Annotated in this window: 19 protein-coding genes; 14 read left to right on the top strand and 5 right to left on the bottom strand. The window is 69.7% G+C overall.

The window, feature by feature from the left end; translation table 11 throughout:
• Positions 1-2 precede the first annotated feature (2 nt).
• The 6 genes from H5411_RS18400 to H5411_RS18375 all read left to right on the top strand — a co-directional run bounded on the left by H5411_RS18400 (position 3) and on the right by H5411_RS18375 (position 9,189).
• Positions 3-2,960 (top strand): ATP-binding protein, encoded by a 2,958-nt coding sequence (locus H5411_RS18400; protein ID WP_101435682.1) that lies wholly within the window; start codon positions 3-5, stop codon positions 2,958-2,960.
• 46 nt (positions 2,961-3,006) lie between these two features.
• Positions 3,007-5,085 (top strand): magnesium transporter, encoded by a 2,079-nt coding sequence (locus H5411_RS18395; protein WP_183124436.1) that lies wholly within the window; start codon positions 3,007-3,009, stop codon positions 5,083-5,085.
• A gap of 3 nt (positions 5,086-5,088) precedes the next feature.
• Positions 5,089-5,688, top strand: a complete 600-nt coding sequence (locus H5411_RS18390) for a hypothetical protein (protein ID WP_183124435.1) — start codon at positions 5,089-5,091, stop codon at positions 5,686-5,688.
• 2 nt (positions 5,689-5,690) lie between these two features.
• Positions 5,691-6,689, top strand: coding sequence for a C40 family peptidase (locus H5411_RS18385; protein ID WP_183124434.1), 999 nt, complete (start codon positions 5,691-5,693; stop codon positions 6,687-6,689).
• A 2,101-nt stretch (positions 6,690-8,790) separates the two neighbouring features.
• Positions 8,791-8,967 (top strand): hypothetical protein, encoded by a 177-nt coding sequence (locus H5411_RS18380; RefSeq protein ID WP_183124433.1) that lies wholly within the window; start codon positions 8,791-8,793, stop codon positions 8,965-8,967.
• A gap of 24 nt (positions 8,968-8,991) precedes the next feature.
• A complete protein-coding gene (locus H5411_RS18375) occupies positions 8,992-9,189 on the top strand; it encodes a hypothetical protein (RefSeq protein WP_037815747.1) in 198 nt (65 codons plus the stop codon).
• 166 nt (positions 9,190-9,355) lie between these two features.
• On the opposite strand, the gene H5411_RS18370 is transcribed toward H5411_RS18375, so the two are convergent.
• Complete coding sequence (locus H5411_RS18370) at positions 9,356-10,315, bottom strand: ATP-binding protein (protein ID WP_101435678.1); 960 nt, start codon at positions 10,313-10,315, stop codon at positions 9,356-9,358.
• A 113-nt stretch (positions 10,316-10,428) separates the two neighbouring features.
• On the opposite strand from H5411_RS18370, the gene H5411_RS18365 reads away from it, so the two are divergent.
• Positions 10,429-11,847, top strand: coding sequence for an RNB domain-containing ribonuclease (locus H5411_RS18365; protein WP_376772175.1), 1,419 nt, complete (start codon positions 10,429-10,431; stop codon positions 11,845-11,847).
• Positions 11,844-12,608 carry a helical backbone metal receptor gene (locus H5411_RS18360; RefSeq protein WP_183124432.1) on the top strand — a complete coding sequence of 255 codons (765 nt, stop codon included), beginning with the start codon at positions 11,844-11,846 and terminating at the stop codon, positions 12,606-12,608. Before H5411_RS18365 ends, H5411_RS18360 begins: the two co-directional genes overlap by 4 nt.
• On the opposite strand, the gene H5411_RS18355 is transcribed toward H5411_RS18360, so the two are convergent.
• On the bottom strand, positions 12,589-14,016 hold the full coding sequence (locus tag H5411_RS18355; protein ID WP_183124431.1) for an aldehyde dehydrogenase family protein: 1,428 nt from the start codon (positions 14,014-14,016) through the stop codon (positions 12,589-12,591). The genes H5411_RS18360 and H5411_RS18355 overlap by 20 nt on opposite strands.
• Positions 14,013-15,368, bottom strand: a complete 1,356-nt coding sequence (gabT, locus tag H5411_RS18350) for a 4-aminobutyrate--2-oxoglutarate transaminase (RefSeq protein ID WP_183124430.1) — start codon at positions 15,366-15,368, stop codon at positions 14,013-14,015. Before gabT ends, H5411_RS18355 begins: the two co-directional genes overlap by 4 nt.
• A 104-nt stretch (positions 15,369-15,472) precedes the next feature.
• Here gabT and H5411_RS18345 point away from each other — a divergent pair, with 104 nt between their 5' ends.
• The gene (locus H5411_RS18345; RefSeq protein ID WP_183124429.1) at positions 15,473-16,903 is read left to right on the top strand and encodes a PucR family transcriptional regulator; all 1,431 of its coding nucleotides are present in this window, start codon (positions 15,473-15,475) and stop codon (positions 16,901-16,903) included.
• Here the strand turns inward: H5411_RS18345 and H5411_RS18340 are convergent.
• Both H5411_RS18340 and H5411_RS18335 read right to left on the bottom strand, forming a co-directional pair.
• Positions 16,881-17,648 carry a cache domain-containing protein gene (locus H5411_RS18340; RefSeq protein WP_220817103.1) on the bottom strand — a complete coding sequence of 256 codons (768 nt, stop codon included), beginning with the start codon at positions 17,646-17,648 and terminating at the stop codon, positions 16,881-16,883. The two genes, H5411_RS18345 and H5411_RS18340, sit on opposite strands and share 23 nt — an antisense overlap.
• Positions 17,649-17,654: 6 nt before the next feature.
• Positions 17,655-18,398, bottom strand: a complete 744-nt coding sequence (locus tag H5411_RS18335) for a FadR/GntR family transcriptional regulator (RefSeq protein WP_101435673.1) — start codon at positions 18,396-18,398, stop codon at positions 17,655-17,657.
• 113 nt (positions 18,399-18,511) lie between these two features.
• Here H5411_RS18335 and H5411_RS18330 point away from each other — a divergent pair, with 113 nt between their 5' ends.
• From H5411_RS18330 to H5411_RS18310, 5 genes are all read left to right on the top strand, one after another.
• Complete coding sequence (locus H5411_RS18330) at positions 18,512-19,927, top strand: gamma-aminobutyraldehyde dehydrogenase (RefSeq protein ID WP_183124427.1); 1,416 nt, start codon at positions 18,512-18,514, stop codon at positions 19,925-19,927.
• A gap of 32 nt (positions 19,928-19,959) precedes the next feature.
• Entirely contained in the window at positions 19,960-21,036 is a 1,077-nt protein-coding gene (locus H5411_RS18325; RefSeq protein WP_183124426.1) for an ABC transporter ATP-binding protein, read from the top strand.
• 26 nt (positions 21,037-21,062) lie between these two features.
• On the top strand, positions 21,063-22,268 hold the full coding sequence (locus H5411_RS18320; RefSeq protein ID WP_183124425.1) for an ABC transporter substrate-binding protein: 1,206 nt from the start codon (positions 21,063-21,065) through the stop codon (positions 22,266-22,268).
• A 125-nt stretch (positions 22,269-22,393) separates the two neighbouring features.
• Complete coding sequence (locus H5411_RS18315) at positions 22,394-23,275, top strand: ABC transporter permease (RefSeq protein WP_183124424.1); 882 nt, start codon at positions 22,394-22,396, stop codon at positions 23,273-23,275.
• A gap of 15 nt (positions 23,276-23,290) precedes the next feature.
• Positions 23,291-24,094 (top strand): ABC transporter permease, encoded by an 804-nt coding sequence (locus H5411_RS18310; RefSeq protein WP_220817101.1) that lies wholly within the window; start codon positions 23,291-23,293, stop codon positions 24,092-24,094.
• The last annotated feature ends 58 nt before the right edge of the window (positions 24,095-24,152 follow it).

Here is a 24,152-nt window from a genome sequence, read left to right as displayed (position 1 = left end):
CGTTGTTCGGTCGCGGCGGAAGCCGAGGGAAGCGGGAGCAAGACGTCCCTGCCGGTGCGTGGAACGCGCCTCCGCAGGGCCGTCCGCCGTCCGGCGGCAAGAAGTCCGGCGGCAAGGGCCGCAGGCTGCCCGGTGAGCAGGCGATACCGGCGTACACGCCGTCGATCGCCGCGCGCAGCATCGACGGGCATCTGCTGCGGACCGGGTACGAGGTGTACGCCTGGTACCGGCTCGCGCCGCAGCGCTGGTCGTTCCGTTCCGATTCGCAGCGCCGGGACCTGATCGCGGCCATCGCGGGCCAGTACGCCGAACTGCAGGGCCGCTGGCTGCACCTGCGCGTCACCAACCGGCCGTACCCGATCCGGATGTGGGCCGAGGCGCACGTGCACAACGCGGTCGGCAGGCCGCCCGACGTGCCGGGCGCGCTGTCGTTCGACGACTACCTGATCGGCGAGCAGCAGCAGCTGATGGGCCGCTCGATGGCGGAAAAAGAGGTCTACCTCGGCGTTCAGGTGCAGACCCGGCGCATGGTGGACCGCGCGGTCGAACGCGCCGCTCCGGTGCTGCGCCGGATCCTGCCCGAGGCGGTCGACGCCGAACTGGCCGCGCTCGACTCCGAGATCGAGCACCTCGACCAGGTCATCGGCAGCGCCGGGCTGGAGGGCCGTCCGGTGCACGCCGAGGAGATGTCCTGGCTGATGCACCGCTCGTGCTCGCTGGGCCTGCCCGCGCCGCGCAACATGCCCGCGGTGCCGGGCGCGGCGTGGGAGCCCGAGGACCTCGCCAGCTTCACCGACGCGGCGGACTTCCACGCCGACCCGTACGCGCCCACGGTCACCGTGCGCGGCCGCACCGGGTCCAACGCCGGCGTGTCCCGGCATCTCGCGGTGCTCACCGTCGGCCAGATGCACGGGCTGCAGATCCCCGAGGTCGACGACCCGTGGATCCAGCACGCGGACCGGCTGCCCGCGGCGGTCGAGGTGTCCGCGCGGATCTACGTGCGGCGTCCGGAAGAGGTGTCCGGCGAACTGCAGCGGCAGATGAACAAGGTCCGCTCGCAGGTCAAGCACTACACCGACGAACACGAGCTGGAACCGCCGCAGTCGCTGGCCCGTCAGGCCGGCCGGGTGCTCGAGATCGACGACGAGATGACGTCGGGCTTCACCGCGCTGGCCACCCGCGTGCGGTCGTGGTGGCGGCTCGCGGTGTCCGGTCCGACCGAGCGCGACGCGCTCCGGCTGGCCCAGCAGCTGCTCGACCTGTACAAGCCGAAGATCGCCATCGAACACCCCGAAGCGCAGTACGCGATGGCGCGCGAGTTCATCCCGGGCGAGCCGCTGGCCTCGGGCGCGTACATGCGCCGCGGTTCGGTGGTGTGGACGGCGTCCGCGGTGCCCACCGCGACCGCGGAGGTCGGCGACCGGCGCGGCATCCTTCTCGGCGAAACCGTCACCGCGACGCGGCGGCCGGTGGCCTGGGACCCGTGGATGGCGCAGGAAATCCGCGACGGATCCGGCCTCACCGCGATGGTCGCCGGCCTCGGCGGCGGCAAGTCCTTCCTCGGCGGCGGCATCGTCTACAAGACGCTGCGGGCCGGGGCGCATTGGACGATCCTCGACCCGTCCGGCCCGCTGTCGCGGCTGTGCGACCTGCCGGAACTGCGGCCGTACGCGCGGCCGATCAACCTGCTCAACGCCCAGCCGGGCATCCTCAACCCGTACCGGGTGGTCGCCGATCCGCTGATCGAGCACTTCATGGACGAGGAGGATCCGGAACGCTCGTGGCGGCGCGAAAAGGCGCTGGCCGGAGCGACCCGGCGGCGGCTCGTGCTCGACGTGCTCACCGGCGTGCTGCCGTACGAGGTGTCGCGGATGGCGCAGACCCGGATCGTGCTGCTTCGCGCGGTGCGCGCGGTCGGCGGCCGGTTCGACGCCGACCCGGGCCAGGTCATCGACGCGCTGCGGCGGGATTCGAGCGAGCACCACGAGCACGCGGTCGTGGTCGCGGACTTCCTGGACGAGATGCGCGAGCGGATGGCGCTGCTGATCCCGGAAACCGACGCGGACCCGTACTCCGAGACCCGCGACGACCGGATGACCGTGCTGACCATGGCGGGCCTGACCCTGCCCAAGGACGGCGTGCCGCGCGAGTACTGGACCGACGCCGAATCGCTCGGCGTGGAAATGCTCAACCTCGCGGCGTGGCTGACCCAGCGATCGGTGTACGAGAAGCCGAAGGAACTGCGCAAGGGCGTCTGGATCGACGAGGCGTTCTTCCTGTCCGAGGTGCCGACCGGGCGCGTGCTGATGAACCGGTTCGCGCGCGACTCGCGGAAGTGGAACGTCCGGGTGCTGCTGTCGTCGCAGATCCCGGCGGACTTCCTGAAGATCCAGGGTTTCGTGGCGCTGCTGGACTCGGTGTTCGTCGGCAGGCTGGACGACGACGACGCCCAGGCCGACGCGCTGCGGCTGCTGAAGGTGCCGGTCGGCGTGGGCTACGAGCAGGTCGTCGCCGCACTCGGCCGCCGCCCGGGCGCGCAGCGCGGGCTGGAGCGCGACATGGAGCCCCGGCAGTTCATCTTCGGCGACGGCGCCGGCGGCGTGGAACGCATCCGCGTCGACTTCTCCGGCCCGCATCTCGACCCGTTGCGCGCGGTCATGGACACCACCCCGGGCTCGCCCGACGCGCGCACCAAACCCGGCAGCGAACTCGTGGCACCCCACGAGGACGAGGCCAAACCGTACGTCCCCGCCCCACCGGAGGACGACGAGCTGGAACACGACTTCGAACTCCAGGCGGAACTCGAGGTCGGTCTCGCCGACGAGCAGCTGCTGGGCTCGCCGGACCCGCTCGCGTCCGAGACCGGCGAGGTGGAGGGTGCAGTGCGCAACGGACGGCAGGAGGACCGGCACGCCCGCGCGGGCGGCAAGGGCGGCGGCACCGGCAGGGATGCCGCGTGAACCCCGGTGATCCGGGCCGGCCCGTGCCGGCCGTGAGGAGGCCTGCGTGAACACCGTCTTCACGCTGGCGTTCGTCCTCGCGTTCGCCGCCGGCTGGCACGCGCTGCGCAAACGCGTCAAGGAAGGCCCGAAGCCGGGCGGCCGCCGTCCCAACCGGCGTGCGGCGTTGCTGGCCGTGGTGGCGGTGATCGGGCTGCAGACGGTGCTGTTCGCCCCGGCGGCCAATGCGGCGGCTTGTGGGGAACCGCCGAACCCGGAGCGGCCGGGCTCGGGCATGGTGGGCGCCCTCGATCCGCCTGAGGGACACGGCGAGCCGGGCAGCGCCTACATCGACTACAGCTACGCGGGCATGGTCTGGAACACCTACCAGACCAACTGCACCGCGCTGTCCGCCATCGCGTCCCCCAGTTCGACCATCGACACCTGGGCCGGGAACCAGCTGTTCAACGTCGGCAAGAACATCGTCGGCGCCACGAACTCGCTGCACTACACCGTTCTTGAGGGCGGGCTGCTGAACCCGATTTACAACGCGGTGAAGTCGGGCGCGGAAAAGGTGTACAGCAACATCTACACGCAGCTGTTCGGCCTGGTCGCGCTGATCTTGTCGATCATGCTGTTCCGCAACATCTGGCGCGGCGACCTCGCCGGGGTCAGCAAGCGGGCGCTCTACGCGTTGGCCGGGGTCTGGCTGGCCGCGTCGTCGCTCGCGATGCTGCGGTATTTCGATCCGATCGACAAAGCGATCGTGCAGACGACCACCAACATCCAGGCGGGATTCGTCGACGAGTCGCAGAACCGGATCGTGCGCGACATCCTGCCGACCGATCTGCACAACCAGGTTGTCTACGACAACTGGCTGCGCGGCGAATTCGGCTCGCCCACCGCTCCGCAAGCCCAGCAATACGGCAAGCCGCTCTTGGACGCGCAGGCGTTCACCCGCGATCAGCTGGTGAACGGCGACGACGGCAAGCAGAACGTCGTCGACGCCAAAAAGGCCGCCTTCAAGGACATCTCCACCAAACTCGGCCCCGCCACCGGTTACTTCACCGGCGAATCGGGCGGCCGCACCGGTGCCGGGTTCCTCGCGCTGGGCCAGAGCCTCGTCTACTCGCTCTTCCAGCTGCTGGCCAAGGCGTCCGTGCTGCTCGCGCAGGTGCTGATCCGCCTGTTCGCGCTCACCGCACCGCTGATCGGCCTGGTCGCGCTGCTGAACCCGGAGATCCTGCGCCGCGTGCTCAAGGTCGCCGGCGGCATCGCGTTCAACCTGGTGGTGCTGTCGGTGCTGGCCGGCGTGCACGCGCTGCTGCTGCAGGCGATCTTCGCCGCGGGCGACGGGCTCAATCTGCTCACCAAGATGGTCCTCGCCGGGCTCATCACGGTGCTGCTGTTCCTCGTCGGACGCCCGGTGCGGCGGCTGTGGCAGATGGTCGAGATGTCGGTCAGCATGGTCGGCGGCGCGGTGCCGACGCCGGGCGGCGGGCTGTTCTCCCGGTTCCGCCGGAAGAACGAGCCGACGCCGCAGGACCAGTTCTGGCAGAACGTCCGCGACACCGACGACGTCGTGGACGGCGAACAGCGCGGCCCGATCGGCGCGACCGTCGGCGGCGGCCGGTACCGGCCCGAGGCGGCGGTGTTCGCCAGCTCGCAGCGGCTCGACAACGGTTCCCGCGCGGCCCGGCCCGCCGCGGCCTGGTCCGGGGCTCCGTGGCCGGGCGCCGTCGGTCCCGCGCAGTCCGCCGCGGGTGCCCTGCCCGCGGGCCGCGGGGGCGATGCGCCGGTGTTCGGCCAGTACCACCCGGTCGCCGGTGCGCCCGGCGACTACGTGATGGCGGGCGCGCGCTGGCCGGTCAAGGAAAGCCGCCAGGTCGACACGTCCCCGGTCGCCGACCGGCGGTGGAGCGACGAGCCGGAACCGGTGGTCGTCCCGTCGCGGATGAGCGCGCCGGACCGCGGTTACTCGGCCCCGGCTCCGGACCAGCCCGGGTTCACCGTGCCGACGCAGGGCATCCGGGCCCAGCCGCGCCGGGTGGATCCCGAGGTCGTGGCCGGGAAACCGGTGTTCGTGCTGTACCGCCCGTCGCGCGGCATCGAGGTCCGCGACACCGACCAGGTCATGGGGCGGTGACCGATGCCGATCCGCACCAACCGCGGCCGGACCGCGGTCTACCGCCGCCTGTGGGGCTTCCCGCTTCGCTCGCCCCGGCACCTCGCGGGCACCCTGGTGTTCCTCGCGGTCGTGATCACCGCGCTCGGCATCGGCCTGCCCAAGGTGCTTGGCAAACCGGCGTCCGCTCATCCGGGAGGGATTTCGCCGAGTTCGTCGGCCGGGCCGCACACCGGCGTCGCGGCCCCGGTGCCGAGCACGGAAACCCTGCCGACCCGGCTGTCCCAGCCGCTGGCCACCCCGACGTCGGCGGCTCCGAGCCCGGAGGCGCTGAACGTCGCGAAGCAGTGGGCGACGGCCTGGGTGCGCCATCCGGCGGGCATCTCGAACGCTGACTGGCTCAACGGGATGCGCGGGCTCACCACGGACGAGTACCTCCCCATCATGTCCACTGTGGACCCCGCGAACATCCCGGCGACCAAGGTCACCGGCGAGCCGACGGTCACCCAGTCCTACTCCAGTTCGGTCAAGGTCGTGGTCCCCACCGACGGTCCCAGGCTCAGCATCACCGTGGTCAAAACGAACGCGGGATGGCGGGTCTCGGACTATGACCAGGCGAGCTGACCGTGAAGCTGGCCATTCTCGTCTCGGTGGTGATCGCCGCCGTTTTCGCCACGGTGCTCACCACCAGCGTCGTGACCAAGGCCGTGAACGACCAGCAGCAGGCGGCGGCCGGCGGCATCGCGCTGAGCTCGTGCGACGCCGCGCTCGGCCCCACCCAGCCCGGACAGCCGGAGCAGGGCGGGGCGGACGCCGCCGAACTCGACCAGGAATCGCGCAACACGGTTTCGCTGATCATCTCGATCGGCAAGCAGCGCAGCCTGTCGCCGCGCGCGTGGCAGGTCGCGATCCAGGCCGGGATGACCGAATCGCGGCTGCACAACGTGAACTACGGCGACCGCGATTCGCTCGGCATCTTCCAGATGCGCCCGTCGATGAACTGGGGCACCGCGGCCCAGGTCACCGACCCGAACTACGCGATCAACAAGTTCTTCGACGTCCTGCTCGCCGTCCCGGACTGGGAAAACCTGCGTCCCGGCGACGCGGCGCAGCAGGTCGAGCGGTCCGGCTTCCCGGACCGCTATCACCGGTGGGAGGCCATGGCGGCCTCACTGGTGCAGAACATGGGCCAGATCGCGGACGTGGCCGGCTGCGGACAGGGCATGGGAGCCGCGCTGCCGCCGAGCCAGGCCGCGGCACAGGCGATCAAGTTCGCGCTCGGCGAGCAGGGCAAGCCCTACGTCTGGGGAGCGACCGGCCCGAACTCCTACGACTGTTCCGGCCTGATGCTGCGCGCCTACGAGTCGGCGGGCGTGATCCTGCCGCGCGTGTCGCAGGACCAGTACAAGGCGGGCGCGATGCTGCCGGTGCGCGAAGCACAGCCCGGTGACCTGATTTTCCTCGCCACCGACCCAGCCGACCCGACGACCATCCACCACGTCGCGATGTACCTGGGAGACGGCAAGATTGTCGAGGCCCAGCAGACCGGCGTGCCGGTGCACGTGCGCCCGTTCTCGTTCGACGAGCACGAAGTCGTGCCGCAGGCGGTGCGCCCCGGCGTCTAGCATGGGTGCGGGAGGCACCGGCTCTTGACCCGCGGACGCCCAGTGCGGCGGGTCCGGATTCACCCCGAAGTCGCGGCCTGTCCACGAGCACGTGGCCGCGCGCTGGCAGAGGATGGCACACGTGGCACGGAAATTCGGCAAGCGAGGCAAACCAGGCCAGAGCGAGCCCCAGGACCCGGCGGCGCTGTTCGGCGCACCGCAGCCGCCGCGCCAGTCCGCGCACCCCGCCTCCAGCACGCCGTTGGCGGACCTGCTGAACCAGGGACTGCCCGGCGTGGACGGCGGGTACGTCGTGCTGCCGCGTTCGCTGGCGGAGGGCATGTCGCTTCCGTGGCAGCAGCAGATGGCGGCTCTGCTGGCCCAGTTCCACGGCGAGCACGCCCGGTTGTCGTGGCCGATCTACCGGGTCGTTCCGTCCCGTTACGAGCGGTTGGTCGATCTCGACGAGGAACAGCTCGCGGAGGCGGGCTATCTCGTGGAGATGGACGCCGAGGGGGAGATGGTCTACCGGGAGCGGAGCGGCCGGAAGGTTCAGGACCCGGACCGGACGACGGTGCTGGTGTCCTGCCTGGACCCGATCCCGCGTCCCGCCGCGGCTGGTCCTTCAGGGGAGGCACCGCTCATGGGCCCGTTGGCCGCACCGGTGCCGATGAACATCGGACCAGCGCCGGTGTGGCGGTCCGTGCCGCACGGGCCCGAGGGCTCGGCCGGGGACGCTGGTTCTGCGCAGCCGCCGACGAGCACCACCCAGGCAGCGGGCGGCCCGGCGCAGGGCTCGGTCGCACGTCCGCCAGAGGATGCGGTGCGTTCCCCGGCGGCTGCGACCCAGGCTCCGGCTGCGGCACCTTCTCCGCAGGAAGAGCCGACTCCGCCTGCTGAGCAGACCTCGGAAGCCGCGGGTTCGGATACGCCTTCGAACCTGGAGGCACCCAAGGCGGCTGTCGAAGCACCGGCCACCGCGGAGCCGGTCGAGCCTGCTCAGCCTGTGACGGAAGAGGCAGCACCGGCCAGCCCGGCCCCCGCTGTGCCCGAGACCAGCGCGCCCCCAGCCCCCGTGGGCGGCGCCGCCCCAGCGCCGATCGATCCGCAGCTGCGGGCGAGGCAGGCATGGCAGCCGAAGCCGTACGTGCACGAGCCGCGCCAGCCCGCACGACCGGCGGAAGCGTTGCCGCAGCAGGGATATCCGCCGCACGGTCGACACGAGGCAGTCCAGCAGCAGGGATGGCCTGGGCAGAACCCGGCGTCGGCCCAGCAAAGTCAGGCTCCTCAACCCGGGACGCAGCACTATGGCCCGGTTCCCGCTCAGCATGCCCAGCCGTCGGCACCGGAGCGCCCTGCGACCCCGCCGATGCCTGCCGCGCAACCGCCGACAGCACCGGCTCAGCAGACCTCGCCCATGCCACAACCCCAGGCTCAGCCCGGAGCTCAGCAGCCGGTCGCTCCGCCCAGCGCGGAGCCGACAACTCCGCCTGCGTCCGGTGCGTCGCAACCGGTTCCGCCCGCGAATCCGGCACCGCACCAGGCTCCGTCGGCGACTCCTCCTGCGGCCAGCGCGGAGTCGGCAGGCCTGTCTGCGCCTGGTGTGTCGCAACCGGTTCCGCCTGCGAATTCTCCGGGGCAGCAGCCAACAGCCTCTCCTGTGCCCGGTGCCGAGTCAGCAAGTCTGCCCGCGCCTGGTGCGTCGCAACCGGTCCCGCCCGCGAATCCTCCTGTGCAGCAGCAACCTTCTGCGGCGGGTGCGGAGTCGGCAGACTCGCCTGCTTCTGGCTTCGCCCAGCCGGTCCCGCCCGCGAATTCTCCGGGGCAGCAGCCGACAGCCTCTCCCTCGCCCAGCGCGGAGCCGGCGAGCGCGCCCGCGGCGCAGCACCAGGTTCCGCCTGGGGCCCCTCCCGCGCCCAGTGCACAGCCGACGCATCCTCCCGCGCCCGGGGCTCCCTTCCCGCTGCCCCAGCCCAGCGGCCGCAGGCGGTCGACTGAGACCGGGCCGGACGGGCGGCCGTTGCCGGTCTTCCCGGGGCAGGGTCCAGCAGGGCCGCCGCCCGCGCGGACGTATCGGGATGAGCGGCCGGTCTTCCCTGGCAAAGAGTCAGCCGTACCGCCGGTGCCGGACTACGGCGCTTCTTCTCCGGCGGACGACACGGCGACCCCGCCTCGCGGAATCCCGGTCGGGGACGCTCGCGGGTGGTTCGACGAGCACCCCGACCACGAGGACGACGGTCCCGGCGACTTCGGGCCCACCGGGCAGCCCACCGAGGTCCCGTTCCGCTGGCGCAAATGAGCGGGAAAGTGTCAGGCTGAACCCATGTCTGACGACCCGAACCCGGACCAGGGCTGGTACTACAACACCCGCACCCACGAAGTCGAGCACCTGGAACGCAGCCGCGGAGTCGACCTCCTCGGCCCGTACCCGGACGAGGCCACGGCCCGTCGCGCGCTCGACATCGCCCGCGAACGCACCCGTCAAGCCGACGCCGCCGATCGTTCCTGGGACGGCGACTGACCGACCGCGTGACGGGGCCAAGCCGTCGGAACTCCGGTGGCTGGTCGCGGAGTGCGCGCAGCACGGGATGAAGCGCACGAAATGGGTGCTCATTCCCCAGACAGCAGTAACCGCCGACCGGACAGGTCACGTCCGGTCGGCGGCAGGAACGTCAGCCCGGAACAGCTCACCCGGCGACCAACGCCGGATCCAGCACGAAGTCCGGATCCACCTGTCCCTCCAGATCCGCCCCCACGCGCCCGTTTCCCCAGGCCCGCGCGTTCCGCAGGTGGAATTCCACCCCCTGCCGCTGGTACCGCGCCCAGTCTCGCGGCGTCTTGTCCACCAGGTCCCGCATCGCGGCGAGCGTCGCCAGGTTGCGCGGCTCCAGTTCGCCGATCGGCCGGGTGGTCCCGCGTTCGGCGGCCCGGACGTGGCCGGACGTCGTCATCCACCCCAGCAGCGCCGAACCCAGCTGCTCGGTCAGGAAGTCGACATCGTCGCTGTCGGTGACCTTGTTCCCGACCGCCACCAGGTGAACGCCGAAGTCCCGCGCGTGATCCGCGTACTGACGGTAAACACCGACGCTGCGCAGGGTCGGCTCGCACACCAGGAACGTCACGTCGAAGCGCGTGAACAAACCCGAGGCGAACGCGTCGGCTCCGGCGGTCATGTCCATCACGACGTACTCATCCGTGCCGTCCACCAGGTGGTTCAGCAGCAGCTCGGCCGCACCGACCTTCGAGTGGTAGCAGGCCACGCCCAGGTCGTCCTCGTCGAACTGGCCGGTGACGCCCAGCCGGACGTTGCCGAGCGAGCGGAAGCAGGCGTCGAAGATGGGGTTGTCCTCGAAGGGCCGCACGAGCCGCGAGCCCCGGCCGGGCGGGGTGGTCTTGATCATCGCTTCGGCGGACGGGATCCGAGGGTTGTCGCCGCGCAGGTAGTCCTTGATCAGCGGCATGTGCTCGCCGAGGGTCGGCCACGCCAGCGCCTGCTCCTCGGTCGCGCCGAGGGCCACCGCCAGGTGCTGGTTGATGTCGGCGTCGATGGCCAGCACCGGTTTGCCCGCTGCTGCCAGATAAGAGACGAACAGCGACGAGAGCGTGGTTTTCCCGCTGCCGCCCTTGCCGACGAACGCGATCTTCACCGATCCGGCCCCTTCTGAAAATGAAGACGATTATCAATGCCAGGCAGGCTACACCCGACCGGCCCGCGCCCGAACGGGCGATCATCGGCGGTTCGGCGGGATAGTGTTGGACCGTGCCGCCACTCGTGCTGAGGACGCCAGCGTCGGGAGGGGACTTCGGTCGTCTCCGGGCGGAATTCGCGCTGCCGGAGTCGTTCGGGCCCGCGGTGCTCGCGGAGGCCGAGACGGCGGTGCTCGATCCGCTCGCGTCGGCGGGCGGCCGCGAGGACGCCACTGACCTGCCGTTCGTCACGATCGATCCGCCCGGGTCCAAGGACCTCGACCAGGCGATGGTGATCGAGCGGCGCGGCAGCGGGTTCCGGGTCCACTACGCGATCGCGGATCTGGCGGCGTTCGTCCCGCCGGGCGGTGCGCTCGATCACGAGGCGCGGCGGCGCGGGCAGACGCTGTATCTCCCGGACGGCAACGTCCCGCTGCACCCGCCGGTGCTGTCCGAGGGCGCGGCCAGCTTGCTGCCGGGCGAGGTCCGGCCCGCGGTGTTGTGGACCATCGACGTCGACGACGGCGGCGAAATCGTCGGCACCCGGGTCCGTCGTGCGTTGGTGCGGTCGACGGAGCAGCTCGACTACGAGGGGGTCCAGTCGTCGCTGGACGCGGGACGGCCGCATCCGTCGGTGGCGGCGTTGCCGGAGCTCGGGCGGTTGCGGCGCGGTCTCGCAGTGCAGCGCGGGGCGGTCGAGCTGCAGCTGCCGGAACAGGAAATCAGCGGCAACGGCGACAGCGGCTGGATTCTCGCGCGCCGGCCGCGGACGGCCGTCGACGCGTGGAACGCCGAGATCTCGTTGCTCACCGGGATGGCCGCGGCGCGGATCATGATCGACGCCGGGATCGGGGTGCTGCGGACGCTCCCGTCGCCGGAGCCGGACGCGGTGGAATGGCTGCGCCGGTCGGCGGCCGCGGTCGGACTGGCCTGGCCTGCCGAGCTCGGGGTGTCCGAGTTTCTGTCTACTTTGGATCCGGGACAGCCCGCGTCGATGGCGTTGTACGCGGACACCACGCGACTGTTGCGGGGTGCGGGTTACACGGCTTTCGCCGGGGAATTGCCCGCGGTTACCACGCACGCGGGGATCGGCGGGGCGTACGCGCACGTCACGGCACCGATTCGGCGACTGGTCGACCGGTTCGGCACTGAGGTGTGCCTGGCGGTGACGGCCGGACGCGAGGTGCCGGATTGGGTACGGGAGGCACTGTCCGAGGTGCCGGCGTACATGTCCGCTTCGGACAGTCTGGCGGCGCGGGTGGAACGCGCGTGCATAGACCAGGTCGAGGCGTGGGTACTCGCTGAGCATGTGGGTCGCGAGTTCACCGCGGTGGTGTTGCGTGCGGACGAGACGCGGGCGGAGATCCTGGTCGAGGACCCGCCGGTGATGGCGAAGTGCTCCGGCGCGAAGTTCCCGGAGGGCGAGCGGATCGCGGTGCGGCTGACCGAAGTGGACGTCGAGCAGCGGAAGGTGTCGTTCGAACGGGTATGAGGAACGCGGAACTGGTCGATGATCTCGGCGAGCCGGTGCCGATCGAGGGCACGCCGCGGCGCGTGGTGTCGCTGGTGCCGTCGCTGACCGAGGCGGTCGAGGTGAGCGCACCGGGGAGGCTGATCGGGGCGACGGACTACTGCACGCATCCGGCCGGCCTGGACGTGGAGCGCGTGGGCGGGTCGAAGTACCCGAAGCTGGACCGGGTGCTGGCGCTCGAACCGGATCTGGTGCTGGCGAACTCCGAGGAGAACCGGCCGGAGGACGTGGAAACCCTGCGGGCCAACGGGATCCCGGTGTTCGTCATGGCCGCGGCGGAATCGGTGCCTGCCGCGCTGGGTTCGTTGCGGCGGATTTTCGGCCAGGTGTACGGCATCGACGAACCGGAATGGCTCGACACCGCGGACGAACTGTGGCGCGAGGTGGAACCGGTGCGCTACCGCGCGGTGATTCCGGTGTGGCGCAAACCGTGGATCGTGCTGGGCCGCGACACCTTCGCCGGCGACATGCTGCGCCGGGTCGGGGTCGAGAACGTCTACTTGGGACACTCCGAGCGCTATCCCCGCCCGTCGCTGGAAGAACTTCAGAAGACCGGGGCCGACCTGGTCGTACTGCCCGACGAGCCGTACGAATTCACCCAGGACGACGGCCCCGGCTTCTTCCCGGAGATGCGCCCGGTACTCGTCTCCGGGCGCTACCTCACGTGGTACGGACCGTCTCTTGTGGACGCCTACGCGGCGCTCAGAGAGTCAGTCCGGTAAGGACAGTCACGCGTTCTTCGGTGAAGTCCGCCATCGCCGCGGCCGGGCCTTCGCGGCCGACGCCGGAGTCCTTCACTCCGCCGTAGGGCATCTGGTCGGCGCGGAAGCTCGGCACGTCGCCGACCAGCACGCCGCCCACCTTGAGCCGTGCCGACACGTCGAACGCGGTCGGCAGGTCGCGGGTGAACACGCCGGTCTGCAGGCCGAAGCGGGACGCGTTGATCCGCTCGACGCCGTCGTCCACAGAGGACACCCGAACCAGCGAGACCACCGGGCCGAACACCTCGTCCGCCATCACCGAAACGTCCTCGGGGACCTCGGAGAGCACAGTCGGCTCCACCGTCGCACCCGAACGGCCACCGCCGGCGAGCAGCTTGGCGCCAGCGACAACAGCGTCAGTCACCCAGGATTCGACGCGCGAAGCGGCCGCCTCGTTGACCAGCGGGCCCACGTCGACGCCGTCCTCGCGCGGGTTTCCGGTGCGCAGCGCGGCGACCTGCTCCAGCACCTTCTGCTGCAGCTCGTCGTAGACGTCGGTGTGCGCGTACACGCGCTGCACCGAAATGCACGACTGTCCGGCCTGGTACATCGCGAACGTCGCGATCCGCTGCGCGGCGAAGTCGAGGTCAGTCCAATCCGGACAGACCAGCACCGCGCCGTTGCCGCCGAGTTCCAGTGCGACGTGCTTGCGCGGCACGCTGTCGCGGATCGCCCAGCCGACCGGCACCGAGCCGGTGAACGACACGACCGGCAGCCGCGGGTCCTTGACCAGTTCGGCGGTGGCCTCGTTGCCCAGCGGCAGGATCGACCAGGTGCCCGCCGGAAGGCCGGTCTCGGCAAGGATTTCGCCGAGCACCAGCGCGGTCAGCGGCGTCGCCGGGGCGGGCTTGAGCACGATCGGCGCGCCGACCGCGATCGCCGGGGCGACCTTGTGCGCTACCAGGTTCAGCGGGAAGTTGAACGGCGTGATGCCCAGTAGCGGACCGCGCGGCACGCGCCGGACGAGCGCGAGCCGCCCGGTGCCGCCCGGGTCGGTGTCGAGGCGCTGCAGGTCGCCGGAGAACCGCCGAGCCTCCTCGGACGCCCAGCGGAATGTCGACACCGCACGGCCGACCTCGCCGCGCGACCACTTCAGCGGCTTGCCCGATTCGGCGGTGATCAGCTGCGCGATCTCCTCCGCCCGCTCGGAAAGCCGCCGCGAAATGTGGTCGAGCGCGCCCGCGCGAACGTGTGCGGGCAGCGTCGCGAACTCGTCGGCGACGTCCGCCGCGGCCTGGACCGCAGCCTCCACTTCGGACGGTCCGGGCACGTAGTGCGAACCGGCTTCGGAACCGTCGAACGAATGCCGGACAACGGTCGTTTCGCTGCTGGTGACCGGCTTTCCGGCCACCCAGAACGGGAAAGTCACTTGCGGGCCTCCGTGCGGATCGCGTACTCGAGAACGGCGAGGCCTTCGTCGAGCAGCTCGTTGGACAGGGACAGCGGGGGAAGCAGCCGGACGACGTTGCCGTACGTGCCGCAGGTCAGCACCACGACGCCCTGTGCATGGCAGGCGGCGGCGATGCGTTTCGTGAGGTCAGCGTCCGGCTTGTTCGTGCCCGGCTTGACGAACTCGGCCGCCAGCATCGCGCCGCGTCCGCGCACGTCGCCGATCACGCCGGTTTCCGCGGCCAGCGACCGAAGTCGCGGCAGCATCTGCTCTTCGATGCGCCGCGCGGAACCGGCCAGGTCCTCGTTGCGCATGGTCTCGATCGCGCCCAGCGCCGCGGCACACGCGATCGGGTTGCCGCCGTAGGTCCCGCCGAGCCCGCCCGGGCCGACCGCGTCGAGCAGCTCCGCGCGACCGGTCACCGCGGCGAGCGGCAGACCGCCCGCGATGCCCTTGGCCGTGCAGACCAGGTCGGGGACGACGTCCTCGTGCGCCGAGGCGAACCAGTTGCCGGTGCGGCAGAAGCCGGTCTGCACCTCGTCGGCGACGAACACGACGCCGTTCGCCTCGCACCAGGAGGAAATCGCGGGAAGGAAACCGGGCGCGGGCTCGATGAACCCGCCCTCGCCCTGGATCGGTTCGAGCACGACGGCCGCGACCTGGTCGCCGCCGATCTGCTTCTCGATCCGGTCGATCGCCTGCCGCGCGGCCTCCGGTCCGGCCAGCCCGTCGCGGTACGGGTACGAGCCCGGCACGCGGTACACCTCGGGCGCGAACGGCCCGAAACCGTGCTTGTAGGGCACCGATTTCGCGGTCATCCCCATGGTCAGGTTGGTGCGGCCGTGGTAGGCGTGGTCGAACACCACGACGGCCTGGCGACCGGTGGCGGTGCGGGCGATCTTCACCGCGTTCTCGACCGCCTCGGCACCGGAGTTGAACAGCACCGACTTCTTCGCGTGATCGCCCGGCGTCAGCTCGCCCAGCGCCTCGCACACCTCCACGTAACCCTCGTACGGGGTCACCATGAAACAGGTGTGGGTGAACAGCGACGCCTGCTCGCGCACCCGGTCGACGACCTCGGGCGCGGAGTGCCCGACGCTCGTCACTGCGATCCCGGAACCGAAGTCGATCAGCACGTTGCCGTCGGCGTCGGTGAGCAGCCCGCCGCTGGCGGAGGTGATGTAGGCGGGCAGCGTCGACGCGACCCCGGCGGCGACCGCGTTCACGCGGCGGTCCTGCAGCGCGCGGGAGGCGGGTCCGGGGATCTCGGTCTGCAGCCTGCGCTGCCGGGGTGCCGGAGCCTGCGGCTCGGCGGCGGTGCTGGTGGTCAAGGCTCGCTCCTGTACGCGTGGGTGGGTCGCCCCTCAGGATGGGGCCTGCCCCGCCCGCCGTCAGCTGGCCGTTCTGTCCAATTCGACGGCTACAATTGGCCGTTATGGCACTCACCCTGCGGGCGCTGGCCGCCGAACCCGCGCTCGGCCTGCGCGTGGTCGCGGGCGAGGCCGGGCTGGACCGCCCGATCGGCTGGGTGCATCCCACCGAGCTGACCGATCCGCAAAGCTTCCTCGAAGGCGGGGAACTGCTGCTCACGACCGGTCTGACGCTCTACAGCGCGACGTATGAGCCGTACGTCCGGAGGCTGGTCGACGCGGACGTCGCCGGGCTCGGGTTCGGCGTCGGGCTGAGCCACGCACAGGTGCCGGACGCGCTGGTAGCGGTCGCCGACGAGGTCGGATTGCCGGTGCTGGAGGTGCCGCGGCGGACGCCGTTCATCGCGATCACGCGCGCGGTGTCCCGGTCGGTCGCGGCCGACGAGTACGCCGCGACAGTGCGGATCGGCCGCGCCCAGCAGGAGCTGACCCGGACCGCGGTCGGGCGCAGCGGCGCCGGGGGAGTGGTGCGGCGGCTCGCTCGGCTCATCGACGGCTGGGTGGTGCTTTACGACTCCGCCGGACGCGTGCGTGAGGCGTCGTCGGCCAAAGCACGCAGCGTCGAACTGGACGTGACCGGTCTTCGCGCGGGCACGCGCGTGGTATCTCATGGCGACGACGAGGTCGTCATCCAGACTCTGCACACGCGGGGCGCGTTGGCGGTTGGTACCGCGGAGCCGTTGGACAGCACCGGACAGCACATCGTCAACACAGCGGTCTCGCTGCTTTCTCTTGCCCTGGAACAGGACCGGGCCCAGCGGCTCTCGCTGTCCCAGCTGCATACCGGCGTTCTGGAGCTGCTCGCCGCGGGTCAGCACGAGCTAGCCCGAGAGGTCGTGCCGGATCTTCCTCAACAGCCGTGGACGGTGCTCGCCGTGGCCGGGAGCAAGGCCGCTCGTAACACGCTGTACGAGCGGCTGGAAACCCTTGCCGGGCAAGTGTTCGCCGCTCACCGCGGCGACAAGCTGATCGTGCTGGCGGAGAACGACGAGGTGAGCGAGATCGCCGCGGAGACCGGGGAGTTCCACAGTGGACTGTCCACGGGGGATTTTCCGGCCGCGCTTCGGCAGGCGGAAGAGGCGGCCGAAGCGGCGCGCACGCAGCGGGTGCCGATGCTGCGCTACGCCGATCATGCCGGAGCCGGACTGCTTGGCTTGGTCGATCAGCAAGCCGCGCAAGCGTTTTCCGATCAGCTTCTCGCGCCGGTAAGGGAGTTCGACCGGACCGGCCGCGGCGACCTGGAGCTGTCGCTGCGCTGCTGGCTCGAACACCACGGCCATTGGGACCTCGCCGCGACGAAGCTCGGCGTGCACCGGCACACGTTGCGCAACCGGGTCGCCAAAACGGCTGAGCTGCTGGGCCGGGACCTCGACGCACCGGGCGTCCGCGCGGAATTGTGGTTCGCGCTCCAGGTCAGGTCGTGGCCAGCAACGTGATCGGCGAATCCCCGCACCGCCGCAACGTCATCCCGCTCGGCGCCGTATACGGTTCCGCCCCGGACGCCCACCAGGCGGGCACGTCGATCTCGCGCACCAGCGACCCGGTCGCCTTCCGCACGCTGTTCGACACGATCACCCGGCCCTGCGCGTTGAGCAACGCGGCGGTCCGGCCGAGCGCGCGAAGCCGGCGACTCACCGTGCGCTCGAATTCGCGCACATACACGTCCGCACCAACGACCCCGGCGAATTCCTCACCGCGCGTAACGGGAACGGTAAAGGTGAGCGTGTACTCGTCGGTGCAGAGATAGTCCACGTACGGCCCGTTGACGTGGCGGCGTCCGCTGTCGCGCGGGACGGTGAACCACGATTGCCGCGTGTAGTCCAGGAAATTGGGGCTCTCCGGATCGAGGCTGATGAGCAGCTGTTCCGGCGAACCGTCGTCGGTGCGGCAGGAAGTCCACCATTCGAAGCCGAGTTCCTGATCAGCCAAGACATTCGGCGCGCTCACGAAGCCCGCGCCGACCACGAGGCCGCCGAGCGCCTCGATGACCTGCGGCCGGATCGCGTGCAGTGCTTCGGCGGACAGGTCGCCGGTTTCGGCGAGCAGCGCTTCGGCGGCGGCCAGAACTGGTTTCAGGCGCGCGAAAATCTCCTCGACGAGGGAGGAAACCTGGGTCACTACCTCTTCGCCGGTCAGCGTGCGGGTGTCGGTCACGATGCTCACCTCGTGATGCGGGGTCATCGGAGCTTACGGCGTTTCGAGGGACAGGTGCAGATCCGCGAGCCGGTCGAGCGCTCCGAGGAGGTGGTCCTCGGTCAAGGCGCGCGCCCGATCGCCGTCGGCCGAGGCGATCGCGGAGACGATCGCCTGGTGCTCAGCGTAGGACCCCCGGCAGGTTTCCTTGTCGCCGAGGGGCGCCCACAGCAATACGCCGTGTTCGCTCTGCAGCTGAACTTCCTGGTTGGTGAGCCGCGGGGACTGTGCGGCGGCGGCGACTTCGAGGTGGAAATGCCGCTCCGCACGGGTCGCGTCCGGGCCGCTCGCGCCGAGGAGGTCTTCCGCGGTGAGTCGCAGCCGTTCGAGATCTTCGGGGGTGCTGCGTTCGGCGGCGAGCTTCGCGGCCGAACCCGCGACGGCGAGGTAGTGGTCGCCGAAGTCGCGAAGTTCAGCCATTGAGACCAATCGCAGGCGTTCGGCCCACGAACTCTGCGCGGGCCAGTCCGGGGTGCGCACGAAGCTGCCGCCGCCCCGCCCGCGCCGCGTTTCGACGAGGCCCTGTTGCCGCAGCACCGCGAGCGCCTCGCGCACGGTGACCGTGGAGACGCGGAACTGAGCGGCGAGTTCGGCCTCGCTCGGCAACTGCTCGGCGTCGTCGAGGAGACCCAGCGTGATGGCGTCGAAAAGCCGCGCCGCGACCGCCTCCGCGCGCCCCACCTGGTCCAGCGGGGCGAACATCGCCAGTCGTGCGCTGTTCGACATCTCCTTGCGCATCGTTGGTCCACCCGTCTCGGCATCCGTTGGAGCCAATCCTGCCCCAGGGCCTTGTCATTTGAAATATGGAGTTATATGTTTCATCCTGCCACGGAGAGTCAGGAGGCGCACGCGTGCAGGAGTTGAAGCACTACGTCGGCGGGACCTACGTCGACTCGCTGTCCGGAAAGGTCGCGGAAATCGTCGACCCGGTTACCGGCCGTGCGTACTGCACCGCGCCGGTGGCCGGCGCCGAGGACGTGGACCGCGCGCTCAAGGTCGCCGCGGAAGCGTTCGAAAGCTGGCGCGAGACCACCCCGGCGCAGCGGCAGCTCGCGCTGCTCAAGATCGCCGACGCGCTCGAGGCGCGGAGCGAGGAGATCATCCGCGTCGAAGCGAAGGACACCGGAAAGCCGTTCGCGCTGACCATGGAGGAGGAGCTGCCCGCGGTCATCGACCAGGTGCGCTTCTTCGCCGGCGCCGCGCGCGTGCTGGAAGGCCGTTCGGCCGGCGAGTACATGGAAGGCCACACGTCGTTCATCCGCCGTGAGCCGGTCGGCGTCTGCGCGCAGGTGACGCCGTGGAACTACCCGCTGATGATGGCGATCTGGAAGATCGCGCCGGCGCTCGCCGCGGGCAACACCATCGTGCTCAAGCCGTCCGACACCACGCCCGCCTCCACGCTGCTGCTCGCCGAGATCTGCGGCGAGCACCTGCCCGCGGGCGTGTTCAACGTGATCTGCGGCGACCGCGACACCGGACGTGCGTTGGTAGAGCACGACATTCCGGCGATGGTGTCGATCACCGGCTCGGTGCGAGCGGGCATCGAGGTGGCCGGTTCGGCGGCGCACGACGTCAAGCGCGTGCACCTTGAACTGGGCGGCAAGGCCCCGGTGATCGTGTTCCCGGACGCCGATCTCGAAGCGGCCGCCGAAGCCATCGCCGCGGCCGGGTACTTCAACGCGGGCCAGGACTGCACCGCCGCCACTCGCGTGCTGGTGCACGAAGACGTGCACGACACTTTCGTCAACGCGCTCACCCGGCAGGCCGAAGCGAACAAGACCGGCACGGGCGACGACGTCGCCTTCGGTCCGCTCAACAACGCCGCACAGCTGGAAAAGGTCTCCGGCTTCATCGACCGGCTGCCGGAGCACGCGACTGTCCACTGTGGAGGACGGCGTTCCGGTGACGAGGGCTACTTCTACGAGGCCACCGTGGTTTCCGGTCTCCGGCAGGACGACGAGATCATCCAGAACGAGGTCTTCGGCCCGGTCATCACGGTGCAGCGGTTCACCGAGGACGACGAGGCGCTCAAGCAGGCCAACGGGGTTCCGTACGGCCTCGCCTCCTCGGTCTGGACCAAGGACCACCAGCGCGCCATGCGGTTCTCGGCGAAGCTCGACTTCGGCTGCGTGTGGATCAACACGCACATTCCGCTCGTGGCCGAGATGCCGCACGGCGGGTTCAAGCGGTCCGGCTACGGCAAGGACCTCTCGCTGTACGGCCTCGAGGACTACACCCGCGTCAAGCACGTGATGAGTGCGCTGTAGCCGTCGTGACCAGATCCATCGGAAGGCCCGTCATGCCCCATCAAGCCCCCGCCGAGACCCGGTCGCCGGGAAGGCGTCCGCAGACCGGACAGCCGGCGATCCGGCTCACCGGACTGGAAAAGCACTTCGACAAGGTGCGCGCCGTGGACGGGGTCGACCTCGACATCCCGCCCGGCGAGTTCTTCTCGATGCTCGGCCCGTCCGGTTCCGGCAAGACCACCGTGCTGCGGATGATCGCCGGGTTCGAACTGCCCACCGCGGGCACGATCGAGCTCGAAGGCAAGGACGTCAGCCAGCTGGCTCCGTTCGACCGAGACGTGAACACGGTTTTCCAGGACTACGCGCTCTTCCCGCACATGACGGTGCAGCAGAACGTGGAGTACGGCCTGAAAGTCAAGCGGGTCGCGAAAGCCGAACGCCGCGAGCGCGCGAAGGAAGCGCTGCGCACGGTGCGGCTGGAGGATTTCGGCGATCGCAAACCGTCGCAGATGTCCGGCGGGCAGCGGCAGCGCGTAGCACTTGCCCGTGCTCTCGTGAATCGCCCGAAAGTGTTGCTTTTGGATGAACCCCTTGGCGCGCTTGACCTCAAGCTCCGCCAGACCATGCAGGTCGAGCTCAAGCAGATCCAGCGCGAGGTCGGCATCACCTTCGTCTTCGTCACCCACGATCAGGACGAGGCGCTCACCATGAGCGACCGGATCGCCGTGTTCAACGCGGGCCGCATCGAACAGGTCGGTACTCCGGTCGAGGTGTACGAACGCCCGGCAAGTGCTTTCGTGGCAGGCTTCGTCGGCACGTCGAACCTGCTCAGCGGGCGCAGCGCGGAGGCGGTGATCGGCAGGCCGGGGCTGTACAGCATCCGGCCGGAGAAGATCCGCATCGACGGCGATCTCGCCTCGCCGGCGGGCCCCGGGGAGACTTCCGCGACCGGTTCGGTGACGGATGTCGTATATGCCGGGTCGACAGTGCGCTACGCTGTCGCGCTCGATGCCGGGGGCCAATTGTCCGTTGTCCGCCAGAACACCAGTGAGCCGACCGAGTTCGCCGACGGTCGCGTTCGCCTGCGCTGGCGCCGCGAACACAGTTTCCGGGTCCCCGAAGCCGGCTAGTTCCTCACGGGAAGGTTTCTCTCGCTATGAAGAACAGGAAGACGCTGCTCGCAGGGCTGTGCGGCGTGAGCCTCCTGCTCGCTGCCTGCGGCACCTCGGGCTCCGACTCCAAGGGGTCGGCGCCGGGCGCGCAGGGCTTCACGCCGCCGAAGCTGGCCGCGCTGACGCAGCTCGGTCAGCCGGAAGGCCAGCTGAACGTGCTCGCGTGGCCCGGTTACGCGGAAAACGGCTCGAACGACGCGAAGGTCAACTGGGTCACGCCGTTCGAGCAGCAGACCGGCTGCAAGGTCAACGTCAAGCCGTTCGGCACCTCGGACGAGGCCGTGACGCTGATGAAGACCGGGCAGTACGACGTGGTTTCGGCGTCCGGCGACGCCTCGCTGCGGCTGGTCGCCTCGGGCGACGTCGAGCCGGTGAACACCGCGCTCGTCCCGAACTACAACGACATTTACCCGTTCCTCAAGAACAAGTCGTGGAACAGCGTCAACAACGTCGCCTACGGCATCCCGCACGGCTGGGGCGCGAACGTCCTGGCCTACCGCACCGACAAGGTGCAGCCGGAGCCGAAGTCGTGGTCGCCGATGTTCGACGAGAAGTCGCAGTTCAAGGGCAAGGTCATCGCGTACGACTCGCCGATCTACATCGCCGACGCCGCGCTGTACCTGATGGCGCACCAGCCCGACCTCGGCATCAAGAACCCGTACGCACTGGACGACAAGCAGTTCAAGGCGGCCACGGACCTGCTCAAGAAGCAGCGCCCGCTGGTCGAGGAGTACTGGTCGGACTACCTCAAGGAAACGCAGTCGCTCAAGAGCGGCGACGGCGTGATCGGCACGGCCTGGCAGGTGACGGTGAACCTCGCGAAGAGCGAGGGCGCGCCGGTCGCGGCCACGGTGCCGAGCGAGGGGGCGACCGGCTGGTCGGACACCTGGATGGTTTCCGCGAAGTCGCAGCACAAGACGTGCGCGTACAAGTGGATGGACTACATCACGAGCCCGAAGGTGAACGCACAGGTCGCCGAGTACTTCGGGGAGGCCCCGGCGAACTCCAAGGCCTGCGCGGAGTTCAAGGACAAGTCGCTGTGCGACACCTACCACGCCAACGACGCCGCGTACGCCGCCAAGATCCAGTACTGGACCACGCCGATCCCGCAGTGCCTCGACGGCCGCACGGACGTCAAGTGCAAGGACTACGGCGACTGGACCCGGGCCTGGACCGAGATCAAGGGCTGATCGACTCTCGCGGACGCCGGTACCCACCGCGCCGGCGTCCGTGAGTCCGCCGAGGGCCGCGGGCCCTCCCCAAAGTTCCCGCGGCCCTCGGCTTTTCTCCCCTCTCCACCGGAAAGTGCTACGACATGACCGCCGTGAGCCCGCCGAGTCACCGCATCTCGGCTTTCTTCCACCGCAAACCCCAGCTGCGCCTCGGCCTTCTGCTCACCGCGCCGATGCTCTGGCTCGGCCTGGCCTATCTCGGCGCGCTCGCCGCCCTCTTCATCACGGCCTTCTGGTCCACCGACGTCTTCACCGGCAAGGTGGTCACCGACTGGTCCTTCGACAACTTCGTCACTCTTTTCAGTGATTCCGTGTATCGCACGATCACGTTCCGCACCGTCGGCATCGCGTTGCTGGTGACCGTGATCGACGCGGTGATCGCGTTCCCGATGGCCTTCGCGATGGCCAAACTCGCGTCGCCCAAGGCGCAGCGGGTGCTGGTGATCATGGTGATGACGCCGCTGTGGGCGAGCTACCTGGTGAAGGCGTACGCGTGGCGGACCCTGTTGTCCGGCAACGGGGTGCTGAACTGGCTGCTGAACCCGCTCGGCATCTCCGGGCCGGGATACGGCGTCACCTCGACCGTGATCACGCTGTCCTACCTCTGGCTTCCGTACATGATCCTGCCGATCTACGCGGGCCTCGAACGGCTTCCGGTGTCCTTAGTGGACGCTTCCGGCGACCTCGGCGCGAAATCGTTCCGCACGTTCCGTTCGGTGATCCTGCCGCTGACGTTCCCGGCGATCGTCGCGGGATCGATCTTCACCTTCTCGCTGTCGCTCGGCGACTACATCGCGGTGAAGATCGTCGGCGGCACCTCGCAGATGCTCGGCAACGTCGTGTACGACAACATCGGCGCGGCCAACAACCTGCCGTTCGCCGCGACCGTCGCGACGGTTCCGGTCGTGATCATGCTCGTCTACCTGGCCGCGGTGCGTCGCACCGGTGCGCTGGACAACCTCTAGGAGACCGCCGTGCGGATGTCGAAACCCGCCCGGGTGCTGTTGTGGACCGCGCTCGGAGCCGGATTCGCGGTGATCTACTTCCCGCTGCTGGTGGTCCTGCTGAACTCGGTGAACGCGGACACCACGTTCGGGTGGCCGCCCAAGAGCTTCACGCTGGAATGGTGGGGCCGCGCGGTCACCAACGAGGGTGCGCTGCACGCCTTGTGGACCAGTGTCGTCGCCGGGCTTTCGGCCACCGCGATCGCTTTGGTGCTCGGCACGATGGCCGCGTTCGCGTTGCAGAAGTACCGGTTCTTCGGGCGCAATTCGCTGTCGCTGCTGGTGATCCTGCCGATCGCGCTGCCCGGCATCGTCACCGGTATCGCGCTGAACAACGCGTTCCGGACGATCTTCGGCCTTGACCTGGGCCTGATGACGGCGATCGTCGCGCACGCCACGTTCTGCATCGTGGTCGTGTTCAACAACGTGGTCGCCCGGTTGCGCCGGATGGGCGGGAATCTCGAAGAAGCGTCGATGGACCTCGGCGCGGACGGCATGACGACGTTCCGCCTGGTGACGTTCCCGATGCTGCGGTCGGCGTTGCTGGCGGGCGGATTGCTGGCGTTCGCGCTGTCGTTCGACGAGATCATCGTGACGACGTTCACGCTCGGCACCGGCATGGAGACGCTGCCGATCTGGATCTACAACAACCTGTTCCGGCCGAACCAGGCCCCGGTCGTCAACGTGGTCGCGGCGGTGCTGATCATCGTCTCGACGGTGCCGGTCTACCTGGCACAGCGGCTTTCCGGCGGCGACAGCTCCAGCGGCGGCCGGATCTAGCTCCGAAGGGCCGGGAAGGACTTCTTGCGGGAATCTGGTTCCCGCAAGAAGTCCTTCA

Origin of the sequence: Amycolatopsis echigonensis, assembly GCF_014174495.1 — a bacterium.
Taxonomy (GTDB): domain Bacteria; phylum Actinomycetota; class Actinomycetes; order Mycobacteriales; family Pseudonocardiaceae; genus Amycolatopsis; species Amycolatopsis echigonensis.
The sequence above is the reverse complement of the archived record's forward strand: the minus strand, read 5'-3'. Positions and strand labels throughout refer to the sequence as shown.

Coding starts and splice junctions, on each gene's coding strand:
- H5411_RS18360 (WP_183124432.1), top strand. CDS start 11,844: ATGAGGAACGCGGAACTGGTCGATGATCTCGGCGAGCCGGTGCCGATC.
- H5411_RS18335 (WP_101435673.1), bottom strand. CDS start 18,398: ATGCGCAAGGAGATGTCGAACAGCGCACGACTGGCGATGTTCGCCCCG.
- H5411_RS18375 (WP_037815747.1), top strand. CDS start 8,992: ATGTCTGACGACCCGAACCCGGACCAGGGCTGGTACTACAACACCCGC.
- H5411_RS18325 (WP_183124426.1), top strand. CDS start 19,960: ATGCCCCATCAAGCCCCCGCCGAGACCCGGTCGCCGGGAAGGCGTCCG.
- H5411_RS18320 (WP_183124425.1), top strand. CDS start 21,063: ATGAAGAACAGGAAGACGCTGCTCGCAGGGCTGTGCGGCGTGAGCCTC.
- H5411_RS18315 (WP_183124424.1), top strand. CDS start 22,394: ATGACCGCCGTGAGCCCGCCGAGTCACCGCATCTCGGCTTTCTTCCAC.
- H5411_RS18345 (WP_183124429.1), top strand. CDS start 15,473: ATGGCACTCACCCTGCGGGCGCTGGCCGCCGAACCCGCGCTCGGCCTG.
- H5411_RS18390 (WP_183124435.1), top strand. CDS start 5,089: ATGCCGATCCGCACCAACCGCGGCCGGACCGCGGTCTACCGCCGCCTG.
- H5411_RS18340 (WP_220817103.1), bottom strand. CDS start 17,648: ATGACCCCGCATCACGAGGTGAGCATCGTGACCGACACCCGCACGCTG.
- H5411_RS18310 (WP_220817101.1), top strand. CDS start 23,291: ATGTCGAAACCCGCCCGGGTGCTGTTGTGGACCGCGCTCGGAGCCGGA.